This is a genomic window from Rhodoferax sp. RT4P68, from assembly GCF_056521305.1.
The window spans coordinates 211,664-236,384 of sequence record NZ_JBWMBB010000002.1 but is presented as its reverse complement, the minus strand read 5'-3'; the positions used below and the strand labels follow the sequence as shown (position 1 = coordinate 236,384).

The window sequence follows — 24,721 nt, the reverse complement described above, 5'->3', positions numbered from 1 at the left end:
ACAGCGCGGCGCGCAACGTGTGGACCGCCAACACGTTCTAGAATCCGCGCTTTGTCGAAACCGCCCTCCATGTCCGCTGCACCCGCAGGGCACGCACGTGCCAGCTTCGACTTCAAGAGCGCCAGCCTGCCGCTGATCTCGGTGGTGCTCAAGACCTCCAATCTCGCGACGCTGTCCCAGGAGCTGCAGGCCCGTTTCGGCGAGACCCCCGATTTCTTCGACCAGGACCCGGCAGTCGTCGTGCTCTCGCACATCGCGCAGGACCCGACCCCCATCAGCTTCACCGTGCTGCAGACCCTGCTGCGCCACTACCGGCTGCGGCCGATCGGCATCCACGGCGGCAGCCCGCAGCACCGCGAGGGGGCGGCCGCCGCCGGTCTGATGGACTTGCCCGACATTTCCCAGTCGGCCGTCGCCGTGCCGGCGCCCGATGCACCGCCACCGGCCGCGGCGCCCGTGCCAGCCCCGGCGGCGCTGGCCGCCAGCGGCACCATGGTGATCGACCGGCCGCTGCGCTCGGGACAGCAGATCTACGCGCGCGGCGCCGATCTGATCGTCCTGTCGGTCGTCAACTTCGGCGCCGAGATCATTGCCGACGGCAACATCCACGTCTACGCGCCGCTGCGGGGCCGGGCACTGGCCGGCGCGCGCGGCAACACCGACGCCCGCATCTTCACCACCTGCATGGAGGCGCAACTCGTCTCCATCGCCGGCATCTACCGCACCAGCGAAGTTCCAATGCCTGCCGACATCCTGGGCAAGACCGCCCAGGTGCGGTTGTCCGGCGAGAGCCTGGTGCTGGAACCGCTTCAATGAAAAGGACCTGTACCCCATGAGCAAGATCGTCGTGGTCACCTCCGGCAAGGGAGGAGTGGGCAAGACCACCACCAGCGCCAGCTTCGCCTCCGGCCTGGCGCTCAAGGGCTTCAAGACCGCCGTCATCGATTTCGACGTCGGCCTGCGCAATCTCGACCTGATCATGGGCTGCGAGCGCCGCGTGGTCTACGACCTGATCAACGTGATCCACAACGAGGCCAACCTGCACCAGGCGCTGATCAAGGACAAGCAGTGTGACAACCTGTTCGTGCTGGCGGCCTCGCAGACGCGCGACAAGGACGCGCTGACGCAGGACGGCGTCGAACGCGTGCTGAAAGACCTGTCCGACATGGGTTTCGACTACATCGTTTGCGACTCGCCGGCCGGCATCGAGACCGGTGCGCTGATGGCCATGCACTTCGCCGATGCGGCGCTGGTGGTGACCAACCCCGAGGTGTCCTCGGTGCGCGACTCCGACCGCATCCTGGGCATGCTGGGCTCCAAGACCAAGCGCGCCATCGAAGGCCTGGAGCCGATCAAGGAACACCTGCTGATCACGCGCTACAACCCGGGCCGCGTGGCCGACGGCCACATGCTGTCGCTGGAAGACATTCAGGACATCCTGCGCATTCCGCTGATCGGCGTGATCCCGGAGTCCGAAGCCGTGCTGCAGGCGTCCAACCAGGGCGTGCCGGCGATCCACGGCAAGGATACCGACGTGGCCGAGGCTTACAAGGACGTGGTGGCCCGCTTCCTGGGCGAAGACAAGCCGATGCGCTTCGTCGACGCCCAGAAGCCCGGCTTCTTCAAGCGCCTGTTCGGGAGGTAAGGCCCATGTCGTTTCTGTCTTTCCTGCTCGGCGAGAAGAAGAAGACGGCCAGTGTCGCCAAGGAGCGCCTGCAGATCATCCTGGCGCACGAGCGCACCGGTCGCAGCGCCATCCGGCCCGACTATCTGCCCGCGCTGCAACGCGAGCTGATCGCCGTCATCTCCAAGTACGTGGCCATCAATCCCGAGCACATCAAGGTCAACCTGGAGCGCCAGGACACCCTGGACGTGCTCGAGGTCAAGATCGAACTGCCCGAAGCCCGCTGAAAGGCCCACCATGCGCACCCGGCTGCTGTTTCTGACCTCGCTGCTGGTGCTGGCCTGCACGCAGGCCCGTGCCGAAAAGATCGGCGACGTCGACACCGCCTTCCAGTGGCTGGGCCCCAACCACAAGATCGTGGTCGACGCGTTCGACGACCCGCGCGTGAGCGGCATCACCTGCTATGTCTCGCGCGCGCGCACCGGTGGGCTGTCGGGCGCCGTCGGCCTGGCCGAGGACAAGGCCGAGGCCTCGATCGCCTGCCGCCAGGTCGGCCCGATCACCGTATCGCAGCCGCTGCCGCAACAGGAAGAGGTGTTCAGCGAGCGCATGTCGGTGCTGTTCAAGCGCCTGCGCATCGTGCGCATGGTGGACACCAAGCGCCACGCGCTGGTCTACCTGACCTATTCCGAGAAGCTGGTCGATGGCTCGCCGATGAACGCCATCACCGCCGTGGCGGTGGACCGCGCCACCGCGCTACCGGTCAAGTAAGCCGGCCACCCATGCCGCCAGAAGAGCGCCCCTCGGCCCTGCCGCCCGACGAGGCCTCTACACCCGAACCCGACCTCTCCACGCTGGCACCGCTGCGCTGGCCGGTGTTCCGCATGCTGTGGATCGTCTGGCTGGCGTCCAACATCTGCATGTGGATGAACGACGTGGCGGCAGCGTGGCTGATGACCTCGCTGACCACCTCGCCGATCTGGGTGGCGCTGGTGCAGACAGCCGCCACGCTGCCGGTGTTCCTGTTCGGCCTGCCCAGCGGGGCGCTGGCCGACATGCTGGACCGGCGCCGCTTCTACATCGCCACGCAGTTCTGGGTCGCCGCCGTGGCCATCGTGCTGTGCATCACGGTGCTGACCGACACCGTCACACCGCCGCTGCTGCTGGCGCTGACCTTTGCCAACGGCATCGGCCTGGCGATGCGCTGGCCGGTGTATTCGGCAGTGGTGCCCGAGTTGATTCCGCGCGCGCAGCTGCCGGCCGCGCTGGCGCTGAACGGCATCACGATGAACGCCTCGCGCATCGTCGGCCCGTTGCTGGCCGGTGCGCTGATCGCCAGCCTGGGCAGCGCCTACGTGTTCGTGCTGAACGCCGTGCTGTCGCTGGCCTCCGGCTTCATGCTGATGCGCTGGAAGCGCGAGCACCGGCCCGACCCGCTGGGCCGCGAGAAGCTGTGGAGCGCCATGCGCGTAGGCCTGCAGTTTGTCGGCCAGTCGAACCGGCTGAAGGCCGTTCTCGTGCGCATCGCGCTGTTCTTTTTCCACTCCACGGCGCTGATCGCCATGCTGCCGCTGGTGGCGCGGGGGTTGCAGGGTGGCGACGCCGCCACCTTCACGGTGCTGCTGGCCTCCATGGGCATGGGCGCCATCGCCACGGCTTTTTTGATGCCGCGCCTGCGCCAGGCCTTCACACGCGACCGGCTGGTGCTGTACGGCACGCTGCTGCAGTCGGCGGCCACGCTGGCGGTGGCCTTTGCGCCCAACGTCGCGGTGGCGGTGCCGGCCATGTTCGTGGGCGGCATGGCCTGGATCTCCACGGCCAACTCGCTCAGCGTCTCGGCCCAGCTGGCGCTGCCGGACTGGGTGCGCGCGCGCGGCATGGCGATGTACCAGATGGCCATCATGGGCGCCAGCGCGTTCGGCGCCGGCCTGTGGGGCCAGGTGGCCACCGTCAGCAGCGTGCACAACAGCCTGGTGATCGCCGCGTTCAGCGGTGGCATCACCATGTGGTTGGCGCAGCGCTTCGTGGTGGACTTGCAGATCGAGGAAGACCTTTCGCCCTCGCACGTGCTGAAGGTGCCGGTGGCCGAGAAGCCGCCCGAAAGCGGCCATGTGCTGGTCACCATCGACTACCGCATCGACCCGACACGGGCCGAAGACTTCGAACGCACCATGCAGGAAAGTCGGCGCAGCCGCCTGGCCCAGGGCGCGCTGAGCTGGAACCTGCTGCGCGACATTGCCGACCCGGCCCACTACACCGAGCAGATCGTTGACGAATCCTGGACCGAGCACCTGCGCCGCTTCGACCGCGTGACCGGCTCCGACATCGCGCTGCGCGAGCGCAAGCTGGCGTTCCATGTGGGTGAGGATCCGCCGCGGGTCACGCGCTTCGTGGTCGAAAGCCCGTAGCCCTGAGGGCGCGGTCTGCCAACGCGGGCAAAGCCAGACTTGCGACGGAAGCCGGCGCCCGCGTTGCGCTGACGTTCCAACCGCATCGCCCGGCCAATGCGCGAGCACTACCAGCTGGGCTTCGTCGACACGGCGGCTGGGACACGCATGTCGGCCAGGGCGCCAGCCGCGGCAATCCGGCCAACCGGCTGGCCGGGCTGGACCAGGGTTTGGCAGCCCGATGCCAACGACCTGGGCCCGGTCTGGCGCGCGGCGCATCGTGCCCGCGTGCTCCCGGGTGCCGGCATCGCCGATCTCGGCCTGGTGTAGCCGGGCCGCTTAGCCGGCGCGCGCGCGCCGGTAGCGACGCAGCATCTCGATGCTGAGAATGGACACCGTCAGCCACGCCAACCCCGAGCCGAAGCCCGCCATCACATCGCTGGCCCAGTGCACCTGGAGCAGCACCCGGCACAGGCCCATGAACCAGGCCAGCGTTGCAGCCGCCAGCACGCTGGGCAGATGCCACACGGGCGGCAGCAGGCGCACCGCCAAGTACGCCAGCATGCCGTAGACCACCACCGAGCCCGAGGTGTGGCCGCTGGGAAAGCTGAAGCCGTCGGCCACCGCAAAGCCATGTTCGTGCACCGGCCGCACGCGCTCGAACACACGCTTGAGTGAAGCGTTCAGCAGGCCGTTGCCCACACCCGCCGCCAGCCAGCCCAGCGCCAGCCAACGGCGTCCGCGCAGAAGCAGCCACAGCGCGACGCCCAGCAGGATGGCCGTCAACGTGATCGGGTCGCCGAAGTGCGTCAGCCAGGCGACGCCGCTTAGCACACCGGCCGGCAGCGTCTGCGCCAGCACCCCGGCCAGCCGCGTGTCGAAAGCGCCCAACGCCTCGTCGGCCTCCAGCGCCTCCATCATTTCGGCGAACAACGCGCCGGCCGCCAGCACCAGGCCGAAACCGATGCCAAGGCGCAGCACCAGGAACACAACCGGCGGCAAATTGCTGCGCTGCGGCGCGCCGTGCAGCCGGCGCAGCAGCACGAAGGCCACAGCAGTGCCGGCGAGCACGATGCCCAACATCAGGCCAAAGCCGGGCAGCGGGTGCCGCCCCAGCATTTCGGCCCAATGCAGAGCGGCGGCGTGCTCAGGCACGGCAGTGCGCCGCGCCCAGGGCCAGGTCATGGCGCGCCACGCGCTCGAAGCGCTGTACCGAGGGCACGTAGTCCCAGCGCTCCACGACACCGTGCCGCGTACCCGCTGTCGTGCTGCCGTGGCGCAGCACGTTGACCGAGTTGTCGGCCTCGGCCCGCACCCGCGATGACAGTGCCGTGCCAGCCTGCACGCACCAGGCCTGGCGCGCCAGGCCGGTGTGCAGCTCGTGCAGTGGCAGCACGTACGGCAGATGGATGTGACCGCCAGCGATGAAATCGGCGCCGGCCTCGGCCCAGGACCGCACAGCGGCGGCATGGCCGCGCAGCAGGTCGTGCCGGTCACGCTCGCGCGCCACGGCCACTGGCTGGTGCACGACCACGACGCGCAGCTGGCCCGGCGTCGCCTGCCGCAGCAGCGCGGCGACGCGTGCGATCTGCTCGGCAGACACCTCGCCGTTCTTGTGGCGCCAGCGGCGCGTGGTCTTCACGCCCACCACCAGCCAGTGCGGCGAGCGGTGACAGGGCTCCAGCTCGTCACCGAACACCTGTTGCATGCGCGCATAGGGCTGCCACAGCCGCGCCGCGAGATTGAACAGCGGCACATCGTGGTTGCCGGGAATCGCCAGCACCGGCGCCGGCGCCAGCCGGTCGACAAAGGCGCGCGCTGCTGCGAACTGGGCCGTCGTGGCGCGCTGGGTGATGTCGCCGGACAGCAGCACCAGATCGGGCGCCAGCTGCTGCGACAGGGCCACCAGCGCCTGCGCCACCGGCGCGCGCTCGGTCCCGAAGTGCGGATCGGAGATCTGCAGCACCGCGCTCGCGCCTGCCGTCATGCACGCTCCACGGCGTCTTCGGGCGCGGGCGCCAGCAGCCAAAGCGGTTGCGGCGAGACGCGGAAATCGAGGGGTGCACGCAGCCAGCAGATCTCGCCATCGGTCGCTACCTTGACCTTGGCGGCGCGCCGTGGGGCGGCCGGGCGCACGCCGAGCCGGTCGAACGCGAAACTGACCACATCATCGGCTTCGCCGAGCCGGCCGAAAGCGCCCTTCAGCATCAGGCGCAGCATGGTCAGCGTGCCGATGGGTTTGAGCGCGATGGCCACCAGCTGGCCCCGTGATAGTTGCTCGGCCTCGGCAACACCCAGGCGTTCCAGCTGCAACGCGTTGTTGGCCACGAACAGCGTGGCGGTGCGCACGGCACGCTCTGCGCCCTGGTATTCGATGGCCAGGCGCAGCGGACGGTGCGCTTGCAGCAGCGTCACCAGCGCCGCGCCGAACGCCACCAGGCGGCTGCGGCCGTACCGCTTCTTGTACGCCTCGCGGTCCTCCAGCAGCTGCGGGTACAGCCCGACGCTGGCGTTGACCAGGAACACGCGGTCGTTGACCAGCCCGACCTGCGCCGGCTCCACGCGCGAGCGCAGCAGCGCGCGCGTCGCCTCGGCCGTGTCCGACGGAATGCCGTGCGTGCGGCTGAAGTAATTGAAGGTGCCCTGCGGCAACACGCCGAACGGCAGGCCCGTCGGCAGCACCGCCTGGGCCACGGCGTTGATGGTGCCGTCGCCGCCCGCGGCCACCACGGCGCCGCCGCGCTCGCGCGCGCGCTGCACGGCCTGCGCCGCCACATCGGCCACATGCGCGCCGCGCTCGATCAGCAGCAGTTCGTGCTCGCGCCCGGCAGCGGTCAGCACTTCGGTGATGGTCTGGCGGGTGCTGTCGGCGTCTTCACGACCGGAGCCTGCGTTCAGCACGATGAAGAAGGGGCTGTCAGGCCCCATCGCAGGTGCGGATGTGGGCGCGGTCGCCATCGCGTGGGGGGTGGTGTCGGTCACGGCGGCTCAGCTTAGCAGCGGGCCGGCGCGCGCCGCGTCGGACAAGACCGGCAGATCGACCAGGGCCCAGGACCGGGGCGCGGCACGAGAATCGGCACTTTGCGCGTCCGGCGCAGGAGCTTGCCTATTCCCGTCTCGAGCAACCTGCGCGGCATCCTGGCGATGCTGGCCGCCGTCAGTTTCTTTGCCGTCATGGACGCGGTCATGAAGCTGCTGGCCGCGCACTACCCCGGTGTGCAGGTCGCCGCCCTGCGCGGCCTGGCCGGCCTGCCGCTGGTGCTGGCCTACGTGCTGTGGCGCCGGCAGGCCGGCACGCTGCTGCGCGTGCGCTGGCCGCTGCACCTGCTGCGCGGCGTGCTGGGCATCAGCATGCTGTCGCTGTTCGCGCATGGGCTGAAGACATTGCCGCTGGCGGCGGCCTACACGCTCTTCTTCATCGCGCCGTTGTTGATCACGCTGCTGTCGGTGCCGGTGCTCAAGGAGACCGTGCGCGCTGGCCACTGGCTGGCCATCGGCATGGGTCTGGTGGGCGTGCTGGTGGCCTTGCGGCCGGACCAAGGCGCGCTGCTGGGCGGCGGCGCGCTAGCAGTGCTGGCGGCGGCGGCGTGCTATGCGGTGTCGGCCATCGTCGGGCGGGTGCTGACGCGCACGGATTCCAGCGCCAGCGTGGTGCTGTGGATGACGGTGGCGCTGGCCGTGGGTGCCACGGCCCTGGCCGCCCCAGGGTGGGTGCCGGTGCGCGCCGAGCACGCCGGCCTGCTGCTGGTGATGGCGGTGACCGGCAGCATCGGGCAGATCTGCATCACCGAGGCGTTCCGCCACGGGCAGGCTGCGGTGGTGGCGCCATTCGAATACGCGGCGCTGGTATGGGCCGTGGCGCTGGACTGGCTGCTCTGGACCACCCTGCCCGACGCTGCCACGCTGGCCGGCGCAGCCATCGTGGTGGCCAGCGGCATTGCGCTGGTGCGGCAGGAACACCGCGCGCGCACGACGGGCTGACAGAACGATCAGCACGCTGCGCGGCGACGGCGGCGCGGCCACGGCACGCTGCCGCTGGCCGTGGTGTGCCGGCGCTATGGCGCGAGGAGGGGGTGGGAATGCGCTGCCGGGCAAGGCCGGCAGCAGCGGGAGTCAGGCGGAGAAGCTCGAGCCGCAGCCGCAGGTGCTGGTGGCGTTGGGGTTCTTGATGACGAACTGCGCGCCCTGCAGATCTTCCTTGTAGTCGATCTCGGCGCCGACCAGGTACTGGTAGCTCATGGCGTCGATCAACAGCGACACGCCATTCTTGGTCATGGTGGTGTCGTCCTCGTTGGTGATCTCATCGAACGTGAAGCCGTACGAGAAGCCGGAGCAGCCACCGCCCTGGACGAACACGCGCAGTTTCAGCTCGGGGTTGCCTTCCTCGGCAATCAGGTCGGCCACCTTGGCCGCCGCGCTGTCCGTGAACAGGATGGGGGCGGGCATGTCGGTCTGGATGTCGTTGGCAACTGCGCTCATGGGGGAACTCCGGTGGGGAATGGGAAGGATGCTACTGCAACCGCGCAGCGAACGTGGCCTGAGCGGCCTTTGCCGGCCATGCCGGTGCGGTCTTTGCGCAGGCGGGCCAGCCCAAAAAGAAAACCGCCACGCGGGCGGTTTTCGATGGGCTGCGCCGAGGGCGATCAGCGCTTGGAGAACTGCTTGCGGCGGCGTGCAGAGTGCAGACCGACCTTCTTGCGTTCCACTTCGCGGGCGTCGCGGGTGACGAAGCCAGCCTTGCTCAGCTCAGGCTTGAGCGTGGCGTCATAGTCGAGCAGCGCGCGGGTGATGCCGTGGCGGGTGGCGCCGGCTTGGCCGGATTCACCACCGCCGTGCACGTTGACCATGATGTCGAAGGTCTCGACATGGTTGGTCAGCACCAGAGGCTGCTTGGCAATCATGATCGACGTTTCGCGGCCAAAGAAATCCTGGATGTCTTTGCCGTTGACCGTGATCTTGCCGGTGCCCTTTTTGAGGAAGACACGGGCGACGCTGGACTTGCGACGGCCGGTGCCATTGTTCCATTCACCAATCATTGTGTGGCTCCTCAGATTTCCAGGGCTTTGGGCTGCTGGGCGGTGTGCGGATGCTCAGCGCCACCGTAGACCTTCAGCTTCTTGATCATCGCGTAGCCCAGCGGGCCCTTGGGCAGCATGCCCTTGACGGCCTTTTCGAGCGCGCGGCCAGGGTGCTGAGCCTGCATGTCGCGAAAGCTGGTGGCCTTGATACCGCCGGGATAGCCCGAATGACGGTAGTAGATCTTGTCGAGGGACTTAGCACCGGTCACGCGCAGCTGGGCTGCGTTGATGATGACGATGAAGTCACCGGTGTCGACGTGAGGCGTGTAAATGGCCTTGTGTTTGCCGCGCAAACGGAGAGCAACTTCGCTGGCTACTCGTCCGAGGACCTTGTCGGTCGCGTCAATCACAAACCACTCGTGCACGACCTCAGCGGGTTTTGCGCTGAAGGTAGTCATGGAGTTTCTCTCTGGAGAACAATGGTTTGGGCAACCCTTTTCCACGGTCGGTGCTTCTCTGAAGGAAGCCTCTTAGGTGGGAATGTGCACGTCTGCGTTCTCACGAGTCTGTGCTTCTCGCCGCGGGGTCAGCCGATCGCTGCGAAACCGCGCATTATAGCCAGCTCAGCCCGTCCGTCTACCGCTGGGCCCAACGCGCCGTTACCATCGCCCCATGTTCAGTTACCGCCACGCCTTCCACGCAGGCAACCACGCCGATGTGCTCAAGCACATGGTGCTGGTCGCCATTTTGCGGCACCTCGTCGACAAGGACACCGCCCTGGCGCTGGTCGATTCCCATGCCGGTGCCGGCCTGTACCGGCTCGACGGCGACTACGCGGCCACCAGCGGCGAGGCGGCCGATGGCCTGCTGCGGCTGCTGGCCCGCGCGAAGGACGTGCCCGACCTGGCGCCCGCGCTCAAGGATTACCTGGAGCTGATCGCCAGTTTCAACCAGGCCGGCAGCCACAAGGTCTACCCCGGCTCGCCGTTTGTGATGCAGCGGCTGATGCGGCCGCAGGACCGCCTCAAGCTGTTCGAGATGCACCCCACGGACACCAAGACGCTGCAGGCCAACATTGCCCAGCTGGACGCCGGGCGCGAGATCGCCGTGTTCCGCGAGGACGGCTTCGAGGGCGTGCGCCGCTTCCTGCCGCCGCCCTCGCGCCGCGCGCTGCTGCTGTGCGACCCCAGCTACGAGGTCAAGAGCGACTACGGCCGTGTGGTGGAAATGGTCACGATGTGCCTGCAGCGCTTTGCCACCGGCACCTACGTCGTGTGGTACCCGGTGATCGCGCGCAACGAGGCCCACATCCTGCCGCGCAAGCTCAAGACGATTGCGCAGCGCGCCGGCAAGCCTTGGCTGCACGCCACGCTGACCGTCAAGGCGGCCAAGCTGCCACCCAGCAACACGCTGATGGAGCAGCGCCGTCCCGGCCTGCCGGCCAGTGGCATGTTCATCGTGAACCCGCCACACACGCTGCACGGTGTGCTGGCCCCCGCCCTGCCCCAGCTGGTGCAGCTGCTGGGCCAGGACAAGCACGCCACCTTCGCGCTGGAACGCTCGGGCAGCTGAGCGCCGTCGCCGCCGCTCGGCGGCGCGCAGATGCCGCCACTACCAACACGGTCAATGCCGCCCCATTCGCGCCAGCAGCTGGCCGTCGCACTGATCTTCATCACGCCCGCGTTCTGGAGCGTGAACTACCTGGTGGCACGCAGCGCGCCGGGCGTCATCGAACCGCACCTGCTGGCCCTGCTGCGCTGGGCCGTGGCCGGCCTGCTGTTCGCCATCCCCACCTGGCGCGAGCTGCGCCAGCACCGTGCCCAGATCGCCGCCGAGTGGCGCCGCACGCTGGTGCTGGGCGCTCTGGGCATGTGGATCTGCGGCGCCTGGGTCTACATCGGCGGCGAGACCACGGCGGCCGTCAACATCGCACTGATCTACGCGCTGTCGCCGGTGCTGATCGCGCTGGTGTCGGCCCTGTGGCTCAAGGAACGCTTCGACCGCCTGCAGGCGCTGGGCGTGGCGCTGGCGCTCGTGGGCGTGGTCCACGTGATCCTGAAAGGCCAATGGGGCTCGCTGGCCGGCGTCACGCTGGTCGCAGGCGATGCCTGGATCTTCGCGGCCACGCTGTCGTGGACGCTGTACTCGGTGCTGCTGCGGCGCTGGCAGAGCCCGCTGTCGCCGATGGCCCGGCTGGCGGTCATCAGCGCGGCCGGCGTGCTGGTGCTGCTGCCATTCACGGCCTGGGAGATCGCCCAGGCCACGCTGCCAGTGCTGTCATGGCACGGCTTCGCGCTGGCCATGGCGGCCGCGATCGTGCCCGGGTTCGCAGCCTATCTGGCGTACTCGGTCATGCAGCGCGAACTGGGTGCGGCGCGCGTGGCGGTGGTGATCTACCTGGGCCCGTTGTATGCGGCGGGCCTGGCCTGGCTGGTGCTGAACGAGCCGCTGTACGGCTTCCACGCCGCCGGCATGGTGCTGGTGCTGGCCGGCATCTACCTCGTCAACCGCACGGCACGCTGAGGCTTGCCCAGCACCTCGCGTGCGACCTCGATGAACGAGGCCAGCACGGCCAGGCCCGCGTCCTCCTTGCGCCAGGCCAACGCGCCCACCGTCAGCGGTACCAGGCCGCGCACAGGCACCAATCGCGCCCCGCGCATGCCGGCCTGCGCCAAGGACGCCGGCACCAGCGCCACACCCAGCCCGGCCGCCACCATGGCGATCACCGTCAGCCATTGCCGCGCGGCATGGCGCGTGCGCGGGTGGATGCCGGCGCGGTTGAACACGGCAATCACGTTGTCGTAGTTGGCCGGGGCCACGTCGCGCGCGAACATCACGAAGTTCTCATCCGCCAGGCGCTTCAGGTCGATGCTCTTCTCCTGCGCCAGCGGGTGCGACTCGGGCAGGCAGCACACCAGCGTGTCGTCGGCCAGAGACAGGCTGGCCAGCGGCGCCGGAAAGGCCCTGGCGTTCAGAAAGCCCGCGTGCAGCTGCCCATGGCGCAGCGCCTCCAACTGCTCGGCCGACGACATCTCGCGCAGGTGGACCTCGATGTCGGGCCGGCGCGCGCTGAAGGTGTCGACGATGGCCGGCACCTCGCGGTAGACCATGGAGCCGGTCATGCCCAGCTCCAGCCGCCCGCGCATGCCGGCCGCCACCGCCTGTGCCGCATCGCGCGCCGTGGCCAGCCGCTCCAGCGCCAGCCGCGCATGGGCCAGGTACGCCGCGCCAGCCGGCGTCAGCGCCACGTGCTTGCTGTTGCGCTCCAGCAGGCGCACGCCCAATTCGTCTTCGAGCGCCTTGAGGGCCGAACTCAGCGGTGGCTGCGTGATGGCCAGCCGCTTCGCCGCGCGGCCGAAGTGCAGCTCTTCGGCCAGCACAACAAAGTAGCGCAGCAGGTGGATCTTCATCGCACCAGTATGGCGTCGGTCATCGGACAGCCGGCACCGCGGCCCGGGTGACCGGCGCGCGCCCCGTCACTGCTCGACCGGCGGCAGGCCTAACCTCGCAGGCATGGGGCCCATCGCCATGACGCCGATGCCCATCACGAGGAGAACGCCATGACCTGGATTTGCGCAACGTTGCTGACCCTCTCGCTTCTGGCCTGCACGGCCAAGGCGCGTGCGGCGAAATCCGCCCCCCCACCCCTGCCCGGCACGCCGAGACGCCGCTGAGCCGCGCGCGGCCTGCCGCACTCAATACGACTTCGGCAGCCCCAGCACCTTCTCTGCGATGAAGCACAGGATCAGCTGCGGGCTGACCGGTGCCAGCCGCGGAATCCACGCCTCGCGCAGGTAGCGCTCCACGTGGTACTCCTTCGCATAGCCCATGCCGCCGTGCGTGAGGATGGCGTTCTCGCAGGCGCTGTAGCAGGCCTCCGCGCCCAGGTACTTGGCCGCGTTGGCCTCGGCCCCGCAGGGCTGGCCGGCGTCGTACAGGCTCGCAGCCTTGTACACCATCAGGTGCGCGGCCTCCAGCTCCATCCATGACTTGGCCAGCGGGTGCTGGATGCCCTGGTTCTGGCCGATGGGCCGGTCGAACACCACGCGCTCCTTCGCGTACTGCGCGCCGCGCGCCAGTGCCGCACGCCCCAGGCCGATGGCCTCGGCGGCGATCAGGATGCGCTCGGGGTTCAGGCCATGCAGGATGTAGCTGAAGCCCTTGCCCTCCTCGCCGATGCGGTCTGCCACCGGGATGCGCAGGCCGTCGATGAACACCTGGTTCGAATCCACAGCCTTGCGGCCCATCTTCTCGATCTCGCGCACCTCCACCGTGCTGCGGTCCAGGTCGGTGTAGAACAGACTCAGCCCCTCGGTGCCGCGCGATTCCTCCACCGGCGTGGTGCGCGCCAGCAGCAGGATCTTGTTGGCGACCTGGGCCGTGGAGATCCAGACCTTCTGGCCGGTCACGACGTAGTGGTCGCCCTCGCGCACCGCGCGCGTCTTGAGCCGCAGCGTGTTCAAGCCCGTGTTGGGCTCGGTCACGCCGAAGCAGGCCTTGTCGCGGCCTGCGATGAGCGGCGGCAGCCAGCGCGCCTTCTGTTCATCGCTGCCGAACACCACGGCCGGGTGCAGGCCGAAGATGTTCATGTGCACGGCAGACGCGCCCGACAGCCCGGCCCCGGTGGCCGAGATCGTGTGCATCATCAGCGCCGCCTCGGTGATGCCCAGGCCAGCCCCGCCATAGGCCTCGGGCATGGCGATGCCGAGCCAGCCGGACTGCGCCATGGCCTGGTGGAAGTCGTCGGGAAAGCCGCCCTCGCGGTCGCGGCGCAGCCAGTAGTCGGCATCGAACGGCGCGCAGGCGCGCTGCACGGCCTCGACGATCTGTTGCTGCTGGTCATTCAGGTTGAAGTCCATGGCGGTCCCTAGCTTCTGCGCACGCGCGCAGGGTCTTCACCATACGGCGGGCTGTAGATGACAAGCAGGCGCGCGGGCTGCTCGCTGGTGACGGTGAAGACGTGCATGGCATCGGCAGGGAACAGGCAGCAATCGCCGGGCTGCATGTCGAACACTTCGCCATCCACCTCGGCGCGGGCCGTGCCTTCGAGCAGGTAGCAGACCTGCTCCATGCCCGGGTGCGCATGCGGCAGCGCACCGCCGCCGCGGCCGATGGTGCCGAGCACCACTTCGAGATGCCGCGCGCCATTGGCCGGGCCGATCAGCCGCTGGTTGCTGGTGTGGTCGTGGTTGGCGGGGTGGTAGGCGGGCACCTCGGCGCCGCGCACGAACAGGGGGGATCGGGTGGTCATTGGCATGTCTCCGTGGATGGTGTGGGTGCGGCCACGCAGGCGCCCGTGGCCAGCATGGCGGCGATATCGGCATCGCCATAGCCCAGCTCGCGCAGCAGCTCGCGCGAATGCTCTCCAAGCCGCGGCGCGGGCGTGGCATCCAACGCCGGCGGCGTGCCGCTCCAGCGCGTGGGCACGCCGGGGCTGCGCAGGCGGCCTTCGCTGGGGTGGTCCATCGTGCGGATGAAGCCGGTCGCCGCATGGTGCGGATCGTCCAGCAGATCCTGCGGCGTGTTCATCGGCATGTTGGGCACATCGGCGGCATCCAGCAGGTGCTGCCACTCGGCGGTGCTGCGTTCGGCCATCAAACGGCCCACTTCCGCGTAGACCGCGTCGATGTTCGCCGCGCGTGCGCCGTGCGTGGCAAAGCGTGCGTCCTGCGCCAGGCGCTCGGGCTCGCCGATGGCCGCGAAGAAACTGCGCCAGTGCTTGTCGTTGTAGATCAGCACACACAGATAGCCGTCGCGCGTGCGGTAGGGCCGGCGGTGCGCGGTCAGCAGGCGCGCGTAGCCGGCGTTGCCCTGCGGCGGCTCGAAGGCCAGACCGGCAAGGTGGTCGCCGAACACGAATTGCGTCATGGCCTCGAACATCGGCACGACCACCGCCTGGCCCACACCCGTCTTCTCGCGCGCGTAGAGCGCCGCCGTGACGGCATAGACCGCGTGCAGCCCAGTCACGCGGTCGGCCAGCGTGACAGGCGCGTAGCACGGGGCCTCGGCGCCGTATTGCTGCATGAGCCAGGGGATGCCGGTCGCGCCCTGGATCAGGTCGTCATAGGCCGGCTTGGCCGCATACGGCCCCTCCTGGTCGAAGCCGCAGCAGCTCACGTGGATGAGGCGCGGGTTGCGCGCTTGCACGGCGGCTGCGTCCAACCCCAGCCGCGCCAGTGCCTGCGGCCGCACGTTGCTGATCAGCACATCGCTCTGCTCGGCCAGCCGCAGCACGGCGTCGCGCGCGGCACTCTGCTTCAAGTCCAGCACCAGGCTGCGCTTGCCCTGGTTGGCCTGCAGGAAGATGTGGCCCATGCCGGGGTTCACCATGGGCCCCACATGGCGCATGTTGTCGCCCTCGGGGCTTTCGACCTTGACCACCTCGGCGCCCAGCGAGGCCAGGATCTGCGTGGCGAACGGCCCCATGACCACCGTGGTCAGGTCCAGCACTTTGACGCCCGCGAGCGGGCCTTGCGTTGCAGGCATGGCTACTGCGGCTGCACGCCGGACTGGCGGATCAGGCTGCCCCAGTGCGTCAGCTGGTCACGCACGTACTGGGCGAACTCTTCGGGCGTCTTCGACGGCCAGACCTCAAAGCCCAGCTGCCCCAGCTTGTCCTGCGTGTCCTTCTCGGCCAGCACCACCTGCAATTCGGCGTTGAGCCGGTCCACGATCTCCTTGGGCATGCCGGCCGGGCCGAAGATGCCGTTCCACGAGGTCAGGTCGAAGCCCTTCACGGTGGCGCCGATGGGCGCGACGCCGGGCAGGATCTTCGACTCGTTGGCCGTCGTCACGCCCAGCGTGCGGATCTTGTCGCTCTTGAGCATGGACAGGCCGGAGCCGAAATCGGCCACATACACCTGCACCTGGCCGCCGACCAGATCGGTCATGGCCTGCGGGCTGCTCTTGTAGGGGATCTGCGCGATGTCGATGCCGGCGATGCGCTTGATGGTCTCCATCGCCACCAGCGAGGTGCTGTTGGGCGTGGCGTACGACAGCTTGCCGGGGTTCGCCTTGGCGTGGGCGATCAGTTCCTGCAGGCTCTTCGCGGGCACACCGGGATGCACGGCCAGCGCGAACGGCAACTCGCCCACGCGCGCGACCGGCGTGAAGTCTTTGACCGGGTCGTAGCGCAGCTCCTTGTACAGCGCCGGATTCGCAGAATGCGAGGTGTTGGTCGTCATGAACAGCGTGTAGCCGTCAGGCTTGGCCTTGGCCACGAACTGCGCGGCCACCTGGGCGTTGGCACCGGGCTTGTTGTCGATGATGACAGGCTGCTTCAGCCGCTCGCCGAGTTTCTGGGCGACCGTGCGGGCCACGGCGTCGGTGCCGCTGCCGGCCGCAAATGGCACGACCAGCGTCACGGGCTGGGTGGGGTAGGTCTGGGCCTGCACGGCCAACGCGCTCAGGGCGGCGGCGAGGGCCAGGGCAGTACGCAAGGCAAGGCGCATGGAATGTCTCCGAAGTGGTGGCCGGCATCATCCCCACGGCAAGCATTCAAGTCCAATTGCTCTTTCGGCTCGAACCATTGCTTTTGCGAATGATGACGCCGGCGCCAGCCTGCGGGACGGGCGCGCGGCCTGTGCAGTAGCATCCGCGCCGACCCCACTGCCTGCGAGACGCGTCGATGCCACTGAAGAAACTCTGCGTCCTGTACGTCGGCGGCACCTTCGGCATGCGGCCAACGGCTGCCGGCTATGTGCCCGATGGTGCCTTGGCGGCCAGCCTGTCGGCCGTGCTGCCCGCTGCCGGCACCGGCGGCATGCCCGAGTGGGAACTGGTCGAGTACGCGCGCCTGATCGACAGCGCCGAGGCCGGCCCCGCCGACTGGCACACCATCGCCGCCGACATCGCCGCCCGCTACGCCCACTACGACGGCTTCGTCGTCATCCACGGCACCGACACCATGGCCTACACCGCGTCGGCCCTGTCGTTCGCGCTGCGGGGCTTGCGCAAGCCCGTCATCGTCACGGGCTCGCAGATCCCGCTGTGCGTGCCGCGCAGCGATGCGCGCAACAACCTGCTCGGCGCGCTGCAACTGGCCGCTGAGCATCCCCTGCCCGAGGTAGGCCTGTACTTCCATGACCGATTGCTGCGCGGCAACCGGGCCACCAAGCTGGCCAGTGCGGACCTGGCCGCCTTCGACTCGCCCAACCACCCGCCGCTGGCGCGCATCGGCATCGACACCGTGGTCGACACCGTGCGCGTGCTGCCGATGCCGCAGGCCGAAGCCTTCGAACTCGCACCGCCAGCGGGCCACGAGGTGGCGGTGCTGCGCCTGTACCCCGGCCTCAACGTGTCACGCCTGCAGCACATGCTGGCGCCACCGCTGGCCGGCGTGGTGCTGCTGACCTACGGCGCCGGCAACGGGCCGGTCAGCACGCCGGGATTTCTGAACGCACTGGGCGAGGCCAGCGCGCGCGGCACGGTCGTGGTCAACATCTCGCAGTGCGCGCGTGGCAGCGTGGACCAGTCCAAATACGCCACCGGCTCGGCCCTGGCGGCCGCTGGTGTGGTCGGCGGCTACGACATGACGGTCGAGGCTGCGGTGACCAAGCTGCACCACCTGGTGGCGCAGGGCCTGCAGCCCGAAGCAGTGCGGGCAGAGATCGCCCGGCCGCGTTGCGGCGAATGTTCAGTGCCGGCCTGACGGCGCGACCGCCTGCGATCCTGCGGCTACAGCGCCAGCCGCCGGCACAGCTCCAGCGTCGCCGCGGACTGGTTCATCGTGTAGAAGTGAATGCCTGGCGCGCCGCCTGCGCGCAGCTGTTCGCACAGCGTCGTGACCACGTCCAGGCCGAAGGACTTGATGGACGCGATATCGTCGCCGAAGGCCTGCAGCCGCAAGCGGATCCAGCGCGGGATCTCAGCGCCCGAGGCATCGGAGAAGCGCATTAGCTGCGTGGAGCTGATGATGGGCATGACGCCGGGCACCACGGGCACGTCCAGACCCAGCTTGCGGGTCTCGTCGCAGAAGCGGAAGTACGCGTCGGCGTTGTAGAAATACTGCGTGATGGCCGCATCGGCGCCAGCCCGCACCTTGGCCGCGTAGGCCTGTAGGTCGGCCTCGGGCGAGCGGGCCTGCGGGTGCACCTCCGGGTAGGCCGCCACCTCGATGTGAAACGTGTCGCCGGTCTCCGCGCGGATGAAGGCCACCAGATCGCTGGCGTAGTGGAACTCGCCACCGGCGCCGTAGCCGCTGGGCAGGTCGCCGCGCAGCGCCACCAGGCGCTTGACACCCATGGCCCGCAGTTCGGCCAGTTGCGTGCGCACGGTCTCGCGCGTGGCGCCGACGCACGAGAAATGCGAGGCCGCGTCCACGCCCTCGGCCAGGATCTCGGCCACGGCGCCAAACGTGCCCTGCTGCGTCGAGCCGCCGGCCCCGTAAGTCACCGAGCAGAACAAGGGCTGGCGCGCATACAGCGCCTGGCGCACGACGCGCAGCTTGGCCACGCCCTCGGGCGTCTTCGGCGGAAAGAACTCGTAGCTGACCGGATAGGTCTGGGTGCCCGTGTTCATGGTTTCCTTCTCCCCAACATCCAGAATTCGCGGTTGCCGTCGCCACCGTCGATCACGCTGTCCCACCAGCCGGCCATCGTCAGGCCGAGATCGGCACAGCTGGCCTCGATGCGTGCACGCACCACCGGGTACATCGTGTCGTCGCGCACGATGCCGTGCTTGCCGACCTGGCCCGGCTGCAGTTCGAACTGCGGTTTGACCAGCATCAGCACGGCGCCGTCCTCGGCCAGAAACGGCACCAGCGCCGGCAGCACCAAGGTTTGCGAGATGAACGACAGATCGCCGACGATCAGGCCGAAGCCCTGTTCGGGCAGTTCGTCGCCCAGGTCGTCGGGCGCCAGCGCACGCGCATTGACGCCTTCGATGCAGTGCACGCGCTCATCGTCCTGGATGCGCGGGTGCACCTGCTGGTGCCCGACGTCGACGCCGACCACGCGCGCCGCGCCGTGCTGCAGCAGGCAGTCGGTAAAGCCACCGGTGGACTGCCCGACGTCCAGGCAGACCAGGCCCGTCGGGTCCACGCCGCTGGCCTTGAGCGCGCCTTCCAGCTTGAGCCCACCACGCGACACGTAGCGTGCCTCGGCCGCGTCCTGCAGCTGCAGTTCGGCATCGGCGGGCAACTCGTCTTTGTTCTTGCCGACGGGCTTCCACGGCCCCGTGCCCACGCGCCACGACAGGCCCGCAGCGATGAGCCGCTGGGCCTGTGAGCGTGAAGCGGCCAAGCCGCGGTCGACGAGAAGTTGATCAGCACGCATGGCGTTCCAGTAAGCACGGCCAAAGGCCAGAGATGCCGCGGAACCGGCTTTGCCGGGCCGCAGGCGTCGCCCCCTGCAAGGGGGTTGGCGAAGCGCCCCCCAGGGGCGCACAGACTGGGGGTGTGTTCAATACCTGTAGGTGTCAGGCTTGTACGGGCCCTGCACCGGCACGCCGATGTAGGCGGCCTGCTCTTCCGTGAGCTCGGTCAGCATCGCGCCGACCTTCTTCAGGTGCAGGCGGGCCACCTTCTCGTCCAGGTGCTTGGGCAGCACGTAGACCTTGCCGGCTTCGTACTTGTCAGACTTGGTGAACAGCTCGATCTGCGCGATGGTCTGGTTCGCGAAGCTGGAGGACATCACGAAGCTCGGGTGGCCCGTGCCGCAGCCCAGGTTCACCAGGCGGCCCTTGGCCAGCATGATGATCTTCTTGCCGTCGGGGAAGGTGATGTGGTCGACCTGCGGCTTGATCTCATCCCACTCGTACTTCTCCAGCGAGGCGATGTCGATCTCGTTGTCGAAGTGGCCGATGTTGCAGACGATGGCCTGGTCCTTCATCGCCAGCATGTGTTCGTGGCGGATGATGCCCTTGTTGCCGGTGGTGGTCACGAAGATGTCGGCCTTGTCGGCCGCGTACTCCATGGTCACGACCTTGTAGCCTTCCATCGCGGCCTGCAGCGCATTGATGGGGTCGATTTCGGTGACCCAGACCTGCGCCGACAGTGCACGCAGCGCCTGCGCCGAGCCCTTGCCCACATCGCCATAGCCGGCCACGCACGCCACCTTGCCGGCGATCATCACGTCGGTGGCGCGCTTGATGCCATCGACCAACGATTCACGGCAGCCATACAGGTTGTCGAACTTGCTCTTGGTGACCGAGTCGTTCACGTTGATGGCACGGAACGGCAGCGTGCCCTTGGCGCTCATCTCGTTCAAACGGTGCACGCCGGTGGTGGTCTCTTCGGTCACGCCGATGATCTGCGCGGCCTTGCGGGTGTACCAGGTCGGGTCCACCGCAATCTTGGCCTTGATCGCGGCGTACAGGCAGGTCTCTTCTTCGCTGGTCGGGTTCGCCACGACCGAGATGTCCTTCTCGGCGCGCTGGCCCAGGATCATCAGCAGCGTGGCGTCGCCGCCGTCGTCCAGGATCATGTTCGGACCTTCGCCTTCGCTGCCCTTGGGGCCGAATTCGAAGATGCGGTGGGTGAAGTCCCAGTATTCCGTCAGTGTCTCGCCCTTGTGCGCGAAGACCGGCGTGCCGGCGCCGCCATTGGCGCCGTTGGCCACCAGCGCGGCGGCCGCGTGGTCTTGCGTTGAGAAGATGTTGCACGAGGCCCAGCGCACGTTGGCGCCGAGCGCTTGCAGCGTCTCGACCAGCACGGCGGTCTGGATCGTCATATGGATGCTGCCCGTGATGCGCGCGCCCTTGAGCGGCTGCGTCTTGGCGAACTCTTCGCGGATGGCCATCAGGCCGGGCATCTCGGTTTCTGCGATCTTCGTTTCCTTGCGGCCCCAGGCGGCAAGGCTCAGATCGGCAATCGCGTAGTCGCTGTTTTGCAGTTGTTGGGAAGAGGCAGGTGCGTTCATGACGACTCCATATCGGCAGGTTGAAGACGACCACGGCCTGCAGGGGAAAACTCACCACACAGAACCGTGGGCGAGCGTCGTTGCGATTGAATCCGAGCCTCGCATCCGCATCGTGGGGCACGACGGGACACTGCAACGCTCCTCGGAAGGAGGGCGGATTATAAGGACGTCGGCCGCAACCGCCAGCCCTACACGCGATCTGGGCATGGGGTTGGCGCATGCGTACACGCACTTGCGCAAGCCAACGTGCGCCGCGCCGGTAGATCGCGACAATGCCGTCACCATGGATGCGCCACTTCGCGACAGCCCCCCAGGGCATGACGACGCCCCGGACCACACGCACGCCTCGCGCGATTTCTCCACCCTGTTCGACTTCCTGCCGATCGGCGCCTACCGCTCGACGCCTGACGGCCGGATGCTGCGCGCCAACCCGGCCCTGGTGCGGCTGAACGGTTACACGACCGAGGCAGAGTTTCTCGCCGCCGTGCAGGACATCGGCACCGAGTGCTATGTCACGCCCCACGACCGGCAACGCTATTGCGAGACGCTGGAGCGTGACGGTTACGTGCGCTCCTTCATCGCCGAGGCCTGGCGACACAAGACACGCGAACGCATCTGGTCCAACGAGAACGCGCACGTGGTGCGCGACGCGCAGGGCCGCCTGCAGTTCTACGAGGGCACGGTCGAGGACATCACCGACCGCGTGCAGGCCCAGGCCGAGCTGCGCCGGCGCGACGAGATCTGGAAGCTGGCCCTGGAGAGTACCGGTGACGGCGTGTGGGACTGGAACATCGGGCAGAACACCGCCGTGCTGTCGCAGCGCTGCCTGGAGATGTATGGCTACAGCGGCGACACGGTGGACGGCCAGATGGTCAAGCTGGACGAGCGCACCCACCCCGAAGACGTGGCACGGATGCTGCACGACCGCCAGGCCCATCTGGACGGCCTGGTGCCCGCCTACAGCAACGAGCACCGCGTGCAGTGTGCGGACGGCAGCTGGAAGTGGATCCTCACGCGCGGCATGGTGATCAGCCGCAGCGCCGACGGCACACCGCTGCGCATGGTGGGCACGCACACCGACATCACGCAGCGCAAGGAAACCGATGCGCTGATCTGGCACCAGGCGCACTTCGACGCGCTCACCGGCCTGCCCAACCGTCGCATGCTGCGCGACCGCCTGGCGCAGCACATGCGGCAGTGCGACCGGCTGCGCGAACACGGCGGCGAGCTGCTGGCCGTGCTGTTCATCGACCTGGACCACTTCAAGGAGGTCAACGACACGCTGGGCCACGCAGGCGGCGACCGTCTGCTGATGGAAGCCGCCCACCGCCTGACACTCTGCGTGCGCGCCACCGATACCGTGGCCCGCATGGGCGGCGACGAGTTCACCGTGCTGCTGCCGGCGCTGCACGAAACACGCGAGGTCGAGCGCATCGTGCAGTCCATCCTGGCCGAACTGGCGCGCGAGTACGTGCTCGGCCACGAGCGCGCCTTCGTCACGGCCAGCATCGGCCTGACCTTCTACCCGGGCGAGGCGCACAGCGAGGACGACCTGCTGCGCCAGGCCGACCAGGCGCTCTACCTGGCCAAGGGCGCCGGGCGCAACGGCTTCGCCTACTTCACGCCCGCGCTGCAGGAAGGCGCGCAGCAACGCGCGCGCCTGGCGCACGACCTGCGCCTGGCGCTGGCCGAGCAGCAGTTGGCGGTGCACTACCAGCCCATCGTGGCGCTGGCCACGGGGCGCGTGCACAAGGCCGAGGCCCTGCTGCGCTGGCGGCATCCTGTACACGGCGATATTTCGCCAGCCGAGTTCGTGCCGATCGCCGAAGCCAACGGGCTGATCATCGAGATCGGGGAATGGGTCTTTCTGCAGGCCGCGCGGCAGGCGCTGGCATGGCGCACCACGCTGGCAGCGGATTTTCAGATCGCCGTGAACAAGTCGCCGGTGCAGTTCCACCGGCCGCAGTCCACGCAGCGGGCCTGGCTGGACCGCGTGGCCGCACTGCAGCTGCCGCCCGGCGCCATCGCGGTCGAGATCACCGAGGGCCTGCTGCTGGACCCGGGCGCCCTGGTCGCCCAGCACCTGGTGGACCTGCGCTCATCCGGCCTGGCGGTGTCACTGGACGATTTCGGCACCGGGTACTGCTCGCTGGCCTACCTGCAGCGCTACGACATCGACTACCTGAAGATCGACCGCTCGTTCGTGCAGGGCCTGGCCCCGCAGTCCAACCACCTGGCGCTGTGCAAGGCGATGATCGTCATGGCCCACCAGCTCGGCATCGCCGTCATTGCCGAGGGCGTGGAGACCGAAACCCAGCGTGCGCTGCTGGCCGACGCCGGCTGCGACTACGCCCAGGGCTTCCTGTTCTCGCCGGCAATGCCGCCCGAGCGCCTCCAGGCCTGGGTCGTGCAGCACAACGCAGCATAGCGAAGGCACCCACCAGTCTGCGCGCTACGCGCTGCGCCAACCCCCCTCTGCTGCGCGAGGGGGGCGCACCCAGCGGCGTGGCAGAGCCAGTTCCGCAGGTGCCCTGGCAGGGCCTGGTGTTTGCCCCAACCGCGCGTGTCGGTTGCGCGACGGATCAGCGGCGTTCGCTATGCGCCCGCAGTTGCGTGCAGCGCGCGCAGCGCCGCCACGCGCTCGCGCGTCAGCACGGCGGCGGCCTCGACCAGCGTCGGTGCGAACCACGCGCGGGCCGCCTGCGGTGCCAGCGTGGCGCGCACGCTGTCGATGTTGTGCTGCATCCGATGTGCGTCCACGCGCAGGCCCGGCAGCGCCTTGGCCAGCGCCCGCAGGCTGCCGTGCACGGCCATCACCAGCTGCGGCCATTCGGCCAGCTCGGCCTGCCAGGGGCCCAGCCCCCGCTCGTGCTGCTGCGCCATGGTGGCCAGCAGTGCCGCCACATGCTGCGGCACGCGCTGCGCCGCCGCCAGCGCCAACATCGAGGCCACCGGGTTGCGCTTGTGCGGCATGACCGAGGTGACGCCGCGGCCGCGCTCGTCCGGCTCCATGACCTCGGCCACCTCGTGCTGGTTCAACAGCGCGATGTCGGTGCCGATCTTGCCCAGGCTGCCGGCCAGCAGGCCCAGCTCGCAGCCCAGCGCCACCCACTCGTCGCGTTGGGTGTGCCAGTCCGCGCCGCCATCGCGCAGCCCCAGGCCGGCAGCCATGCGCGCGCGAACGGCAGCGGCCCGCCCCAGCGCCACGGCCGCCGTGTCGTCCTCGCTGCGCATCTGTGCCAGCGTGCCGACCACACCGCCCAGCTGCAACTGCAGCGCGCGGCCGGCCGCCTGGCGCAGCCGATCGCGGGCGCGCACCAGCGGGGCCGCCCAGCCCACGCACTTGAAGCCGAAGCTGATCACCGAGGCCGGCTGCATCAAGGTGCGCGCCAGCATCGGCGTGGCGGCATGGCGCTCGGCGTGCTGCAGCAGCGCGGTGATGGCCAGCTGCAGATCGTCGTCGACCAGCGCCAGCGCCTGCTGCGTGACCAGCACCAGCGCGGTGTCGATCACGTCCTGGCTGGTGGTGCCGAAATGGGTCCAGGCGACGGCGTCCGGGTTGAACAGGCCGACCGCCTCCTTCAGCGCCTTGACCATCGGCAAGGCCACGCTGCCGGCGTGGCCGCTGTCGCGCACGATCTTGTCGACGTCGAACAGCTCGACCTGGCAGGTGCGGGCAATGGACGCGGCCGCCGCCGCCGGAATCAGGCCCTCGGCCGCCTGGGCCTGCGCCAGCGCCGACTCGAAGCGCAGCATGGCGGCCACGAAGCTGTGGCCGCCGAACGTGGCCAGCGCCTGCGGCGTGGTGAGGTAGCCGTCGAAGATGCTCATCGC

26 protein-coding genes and 1 riboswitch are annotated in these 24,721 nt (G+C 68.8%); of the genes, 11 read left to right on the top strand and 15 right to left on the bottom strand.

Translation table 11 applies throughout. The annotated features are described in order from the left end of the window. Positions 1 to 69 precede the first annotated feature (69 nt). The 6 genes from minC (at position 70) to AC099J_RS04540 (ending at position 4,341) form a co-directional block, all read left to right on the top strand. Positions 70 to 816 carry a septum site-determining protein MinC gene (gene minC, locus AC099J_RS04565; protein ID WP_479614032.1) on the top strand — a complete coding sequence of 249 codons (747 nt, stop codon included), beginning with the start codon at positions 70 to 72 and terminating at the stop codon, positions 814 to 816. Positions 817 to 832: 16 nt separating this feature from the next. After that, positions 833 to 1,645 carry a septum site-determining protein MinD gene (gene minD, locus AC099J_RS04560; RefSeq protein WP_479614031.1) on the top strand — a complete coding sequence of 271 codons (813 nt, stop codon included), beginning with the start codon at positions 833 to 835 and terminating at the stop codon, positions 1,643 to 1,645. Between the two features lie 5 nt (positions 1,646 to 1,650). Continuing rightward, positions 1,651 to 1,911 carry a cell division topological specificity factor MinE gene (minE, locus tag AC099J_RS04555; protein ID WP_479614030.1) on the top strand — a complete coding sequence of 87 codons (261 nt, stop codon included), beginning with the start codon at positions 1,651 to 1,653 and terminating at the stop codon, positions 1,909 to 1,911. Positions 1,912 to 1,921: 10 nt separating this feature from the next. Further along, positions 1,922 to 2,395 (top strand): CreA family protein, encoded by a 474-nt coding sequence (locus tag AC099J_RS04550; RefSeq protein WP_479614029.1) that lies wholly within the window; start codon positions 1,922 to 1,924, stop codon positions 2,393 to 2,395. Positions 2,396 to 2,406: 11 nt separating this feature from the next. Next, complete coding sequence (locus tag AC099J_RS04545) at positions 2,407 to 4,032, top strand: MFS transporter (protein ID WP_479614028.1); 1,626 nt, start codon at positions 2,407 to 2,409, stop codon at positions 4,030 to 4,032. A 96-nt stretch (positions 4,033 to 4,128) separates the two neighbouring features. Further along, the gene (locus AC099J_RS04540) at positions 4,129 to 4,341 is read left to right on the top strand and encodes a hypothetical protein (protein WP_479614027.1); all 213 of its coding nucleotides are present in this window, start codon (positions 4,129 to 4,131) and stop codon (positions 4,339 to 4,341) included. Positions 4,342 to 4,350: 9 nt separating this feature from the next. Here AC099J_RS04540 and AC099J_RS04535 read toward each other — a convergent pair whose 3' ends face one another. The 3 genes from AC099J_RS04535 to AC099J_RS04525 are packed head-to-tail and all read right to left on the bottom strand — an operon-like array spanning position 4,351 to position 6,969. Beyond that, the gene (locus AC099J_RS04535; protein WP_479614026.1) at positions 4,351 to 5,196 is read right to left on the bottom strand and encodes a phosphatase PAP2 family protein; all 846 of its coding nucleotides are present in this window, start codon (positions 5,194 to 5,196) and stop codon (positions 4,351 to 4,353) included. Then, positions 5,159 to 5,998 carry a metallophosphoesterase family protein gene (locus tag AC099J_RS04530; RefSeq protein WP_479614025.1) on the bottom strand — a complete coding sequence of 280 codons (840 nt, stop codon included), beginning with the start codon at positions 5,996 to 5,998 and terminating at the stop codon, positions 5,159 to 5,161. The genes AC099J_RS04535 and AC099J_RS04530 overlap by 38 nt, the downstream gene beginning before the upstream one ends. Further along, positions 5,995 to 6,969, bottom strand: coding sequence for a diacylglycerol/lipid kinase family protein (locus AC099J_RS04525; protein WP_479614413.1), 975 nt, complete (start codon positions 6,967 to 6,969; stop codon positions 5,995 to 5,997). Before AC099J_RS04525 ends, AC099J_RS04530 begins: the two co-directional genes overlap by 4 nt. A gap of 144 nt (positions 6,970 to 7,113) precedes the next feature. Between AC099J_RS04525 and AC099J_RS04520 the strand changes: the two genes are divergently transcribed. Further along, complete coding sequence (locus AC099J_RS04520; RefSeq protein WP_479614024.1) at positions 7,114 to 7,992, top strand: DMT family transporter; 879 nt, start codon at positions 7,114 to 7,116, stop codon at positions 7,990 to 7,992. Positions 7,993 to 8,124: 132 nt separating this feature from the next. On the opposite strand, the gene erpA is transcribed toward AC099J_RS04520, so the two are convergent. The 3 genes from erpA to rplM form a co-directional block, all read right to left on the bottom strand. After that, positions 8,125 to 8,490, bottom strand: coding sequence for an iron-sulfur cluster insertion protein ErpA (erpA, locus tag AC099J_RS04515; protein WP_479614023.1), 366 nt, complete (start codon positions 8,488 to 8,490; stop codon positions 8,125 to 8,127). 164 nt (positions 8,491 to 8,654) lie between these two features. Then, the gene (rpsI, locus tag AC099J_RS04510; RefSeq protein ID WP_479614022.1) at positions 8,655 to 9,047 is read right to left on the bottom strand and encodes a 30S ribosomal protein S9; all 393 of its coding nucleotides are present in this window, start codon (positions 9,045 to 9,047) and stop codon (positions 8,655 to 8,657) included. Positions 9,048 to 9,058: 11 nt separating this feature from the next. Continuing rightward, on the bottom strand, positions 9,059 to 9,487 hold the full coding sequence (gene rplM, locus AC099J_RS04505) for a 50S ribosomal protein L13 (protein ID WP_479614021.1): 429 nt from the start codon (positions 9,485 to 9,487) through the stop codon (positions 9,059 to 9,061). A 214-nt stretch (positions 9,488 to 9,701) separates the two neighbouring features. Here rplM and AC099J_RS04500 point away from each other — a divergent pair, with 214 nt between their 5' ends. Further along, complete coding sequence (locus AC099J_RS04500; RefSeq protein ID WP_479614020.1) at positions 9,702 to 10,601, top strand: 23S rRNA (adenine(2030)-N(6))-methyltransferase RlmJ; 900 nt, start codon at positions 9,702 to 9,704, stop codon at positions 10,599 to 10,601. Between the two features lie 54 nt (positions 10,602 to 10,655). Next, on the top strand, positions 10,656 to 11,552 hold the full coding sequence (locus tag AC099J_RS04495; protein ID WP_479614019.1) for a DMT family transporter: 897 nt from the start codon (positions 10,656 to 10,658) through the stop codon (positions 11,550 to 11,552). Here the strand turns inward: AC099J_RS04495 and AC099J_RS04490 are convergent. From AC099J_RS04490 to AC099J_RS04470, 5 genes are all read right to left on the bottom strand, one after another. Continuing rightward, positions 11,525 to 12,439: a LysR family transcriptional regulator gene (locus AC099J_RS04490; RefSeq protein ID WP_479614018.1), complete on the bottom strand. Its 915-nt coding sequence runs from the start codon at positions 12,437 to 12,439 to the stop codon at positions 11,525 to 11,527. The genes AC099J_RS04495 and AC099J_RS04490 overlap by 28 nt on opposite strands. 285 nt (positions 12,440 to 12,724) lie before the next feature. Then, positions 12,725 to 13,888 carry an acyl-CoA dehydrogenase family protein gene (locus AC099J_RS04485; RefSeq protein WP_479614017.1) on the bottom strand — a complete coding sequence of 388 codons (1,164 nt, stop codon included), beginning with the start codon at positions 13,886 to 13,888 and terminating at the stop codon, positions 12,725 to 12,727. A gap of 8 nt (positions 13,889 to 13,896) precedes the next feature. Beyond that, the gene (locus AC099J_RS04480) at positions 13,897 to 14,280 is read right to left on the bottom strand and encodes a cupin domain-containing protein (RefSeq protein ID WP_479614016.1); all 384 of its coding nucleotides are present in this window, start codon (positions 14,278 to 14,280) and stop codon (positions 13,897 to 13,899) included. Then, on the bottom strand, positions 14,277 to 15,515 hold the full coding sequence (locus tag AC099J_RS04475) for a CaiB/BaiF CoA transferase family protein (protein WP_479614015.1): 1,239 nt from the start codon (positions 15,513 to 15,515) through the stop codon (positions 14,277 to 14,279). Before AC099J_RS04475 ends, AC099J_RS04480 begins: the two co-directional genes overlap by 4 nt. Positions 15,516 to 15,517: 2 nt before the next feature. After that, positions 15,518 to 16,480: a Bug family tripartite tricarboxylate transporter substrate binding protein gene (locus AC099J_RS04470; protein ID WP_479614014.1), complete on the bottom strand. Its 963-nt coding sequence runs from the start codon at positions 16,478 to 16,480 to the stop codon at positions 15,518 to 15,520. A gap of 176 nt (positions 16,481 to 16,656) precedes the next feature. On the opposite strand from AC099J_RS04470, the gene AC099J_RS04465 reads away from it, so the two are divergent. After that, positions 16,657 to 17,679 carry an asparaginase domain-containing protein gene (locus AC099J_RS04465; RefSeq protein WP_479614013.1) on the top strand — a complete coding sequence of 341 codons (1,023 nt, stop codon included), beginning with the start codon at positions 16,657 to 16,659 and terminating at the stop codon, positions 17,677 to 17,679. A 26-nt stretch (positions 17,680 to 17,705) separates the two neighbouring features. Here AC099J_RS04465 and metF read toward each other — a convergent pair whose 3' ends face one another. The 3 genes from metF to ahcY all read right to left on the bottom strand — a co-directional run bounded on the left by metF (position 17,706) and on the right by ahcY (position 20,887). After that, entirely contained in the window at positions 17,706 to 18,548 is an 843-nt protein-coding gene (metF, locus tag AC099J_RS04460) for a methylenetetrahydrofolate reductase [NAD(P)H] (protein ID WP_479614012.1), read from the bottom strand. Continuing rightward, a complete protein-coding gene (locus AC099J_RS04455) occupies positions 18,545 to 19,303 on the bottom strand; it encodes a TlyA family RNA methyltransferase (RefSeq protein WP_479614011.1) in 759 nt (252 codons plus the stop codon). The genes metF and AC099J_RS04455 overlap by 4 nt, the downstream gene beginning before the upstream one ends. Before the next feature lie 126 nt (positions 19,304 to 19,429). After that, the gene (gene ahcY / locus AC099J_RS04450) at positions 19,430 to 20,887 is read right to left on the bottom strand and encodes an adenosylhomocysteinase (protein WP_479614010.1); all 1,458 of its coding nucleotides are present in this window, start codon (positions 20,885 to 20,887) and stop codon (positions 19,430 to 19,432) included. A 65-nt stretch (positions 20,888 to 20,952) separates the two neighbouring features. Continuing rightward, positions 20,953 to 21,037: riboswitch (S-adenosyl-L-homocysteine riboswitch) on the bottom strand. 133 nt (positions 21,038 to 21,170) lie between these two features. On the opposite strand from ahcY, the gene AC099J_RS04445 reads away from it, so the two are divergent. Then, entirely contained in the window at positions 21,171 to 23,315 is a 2,145-nt protein-coding gene (locus AC099J_RS04445) for a putative bifunctional diguanylate cyclase/phosphodiesterase (RefSeq protein WP_479614009.1), read from the top strand. 167 nt (positions 23,316 to 23,482) lie between these two features. On the opposite strand, the gene AC099J_RS04440 is transcribed toward AC099J_RS04445, so the two are convergent. Further along, positions 23,483 to 24,718: a lyase family protein gene (locus tag AC099J_RS04440; RefSeq protein ID WP_479614008.1), complete on the bottom strand. Its 1,236-nt coding sequence runs from the start codon at positions 24,716 to 24,718 to the stop codon at positions 23,483 to 23,485. Positions 24,719 to 24,721 lie beyond the last annotated feature (3 nt).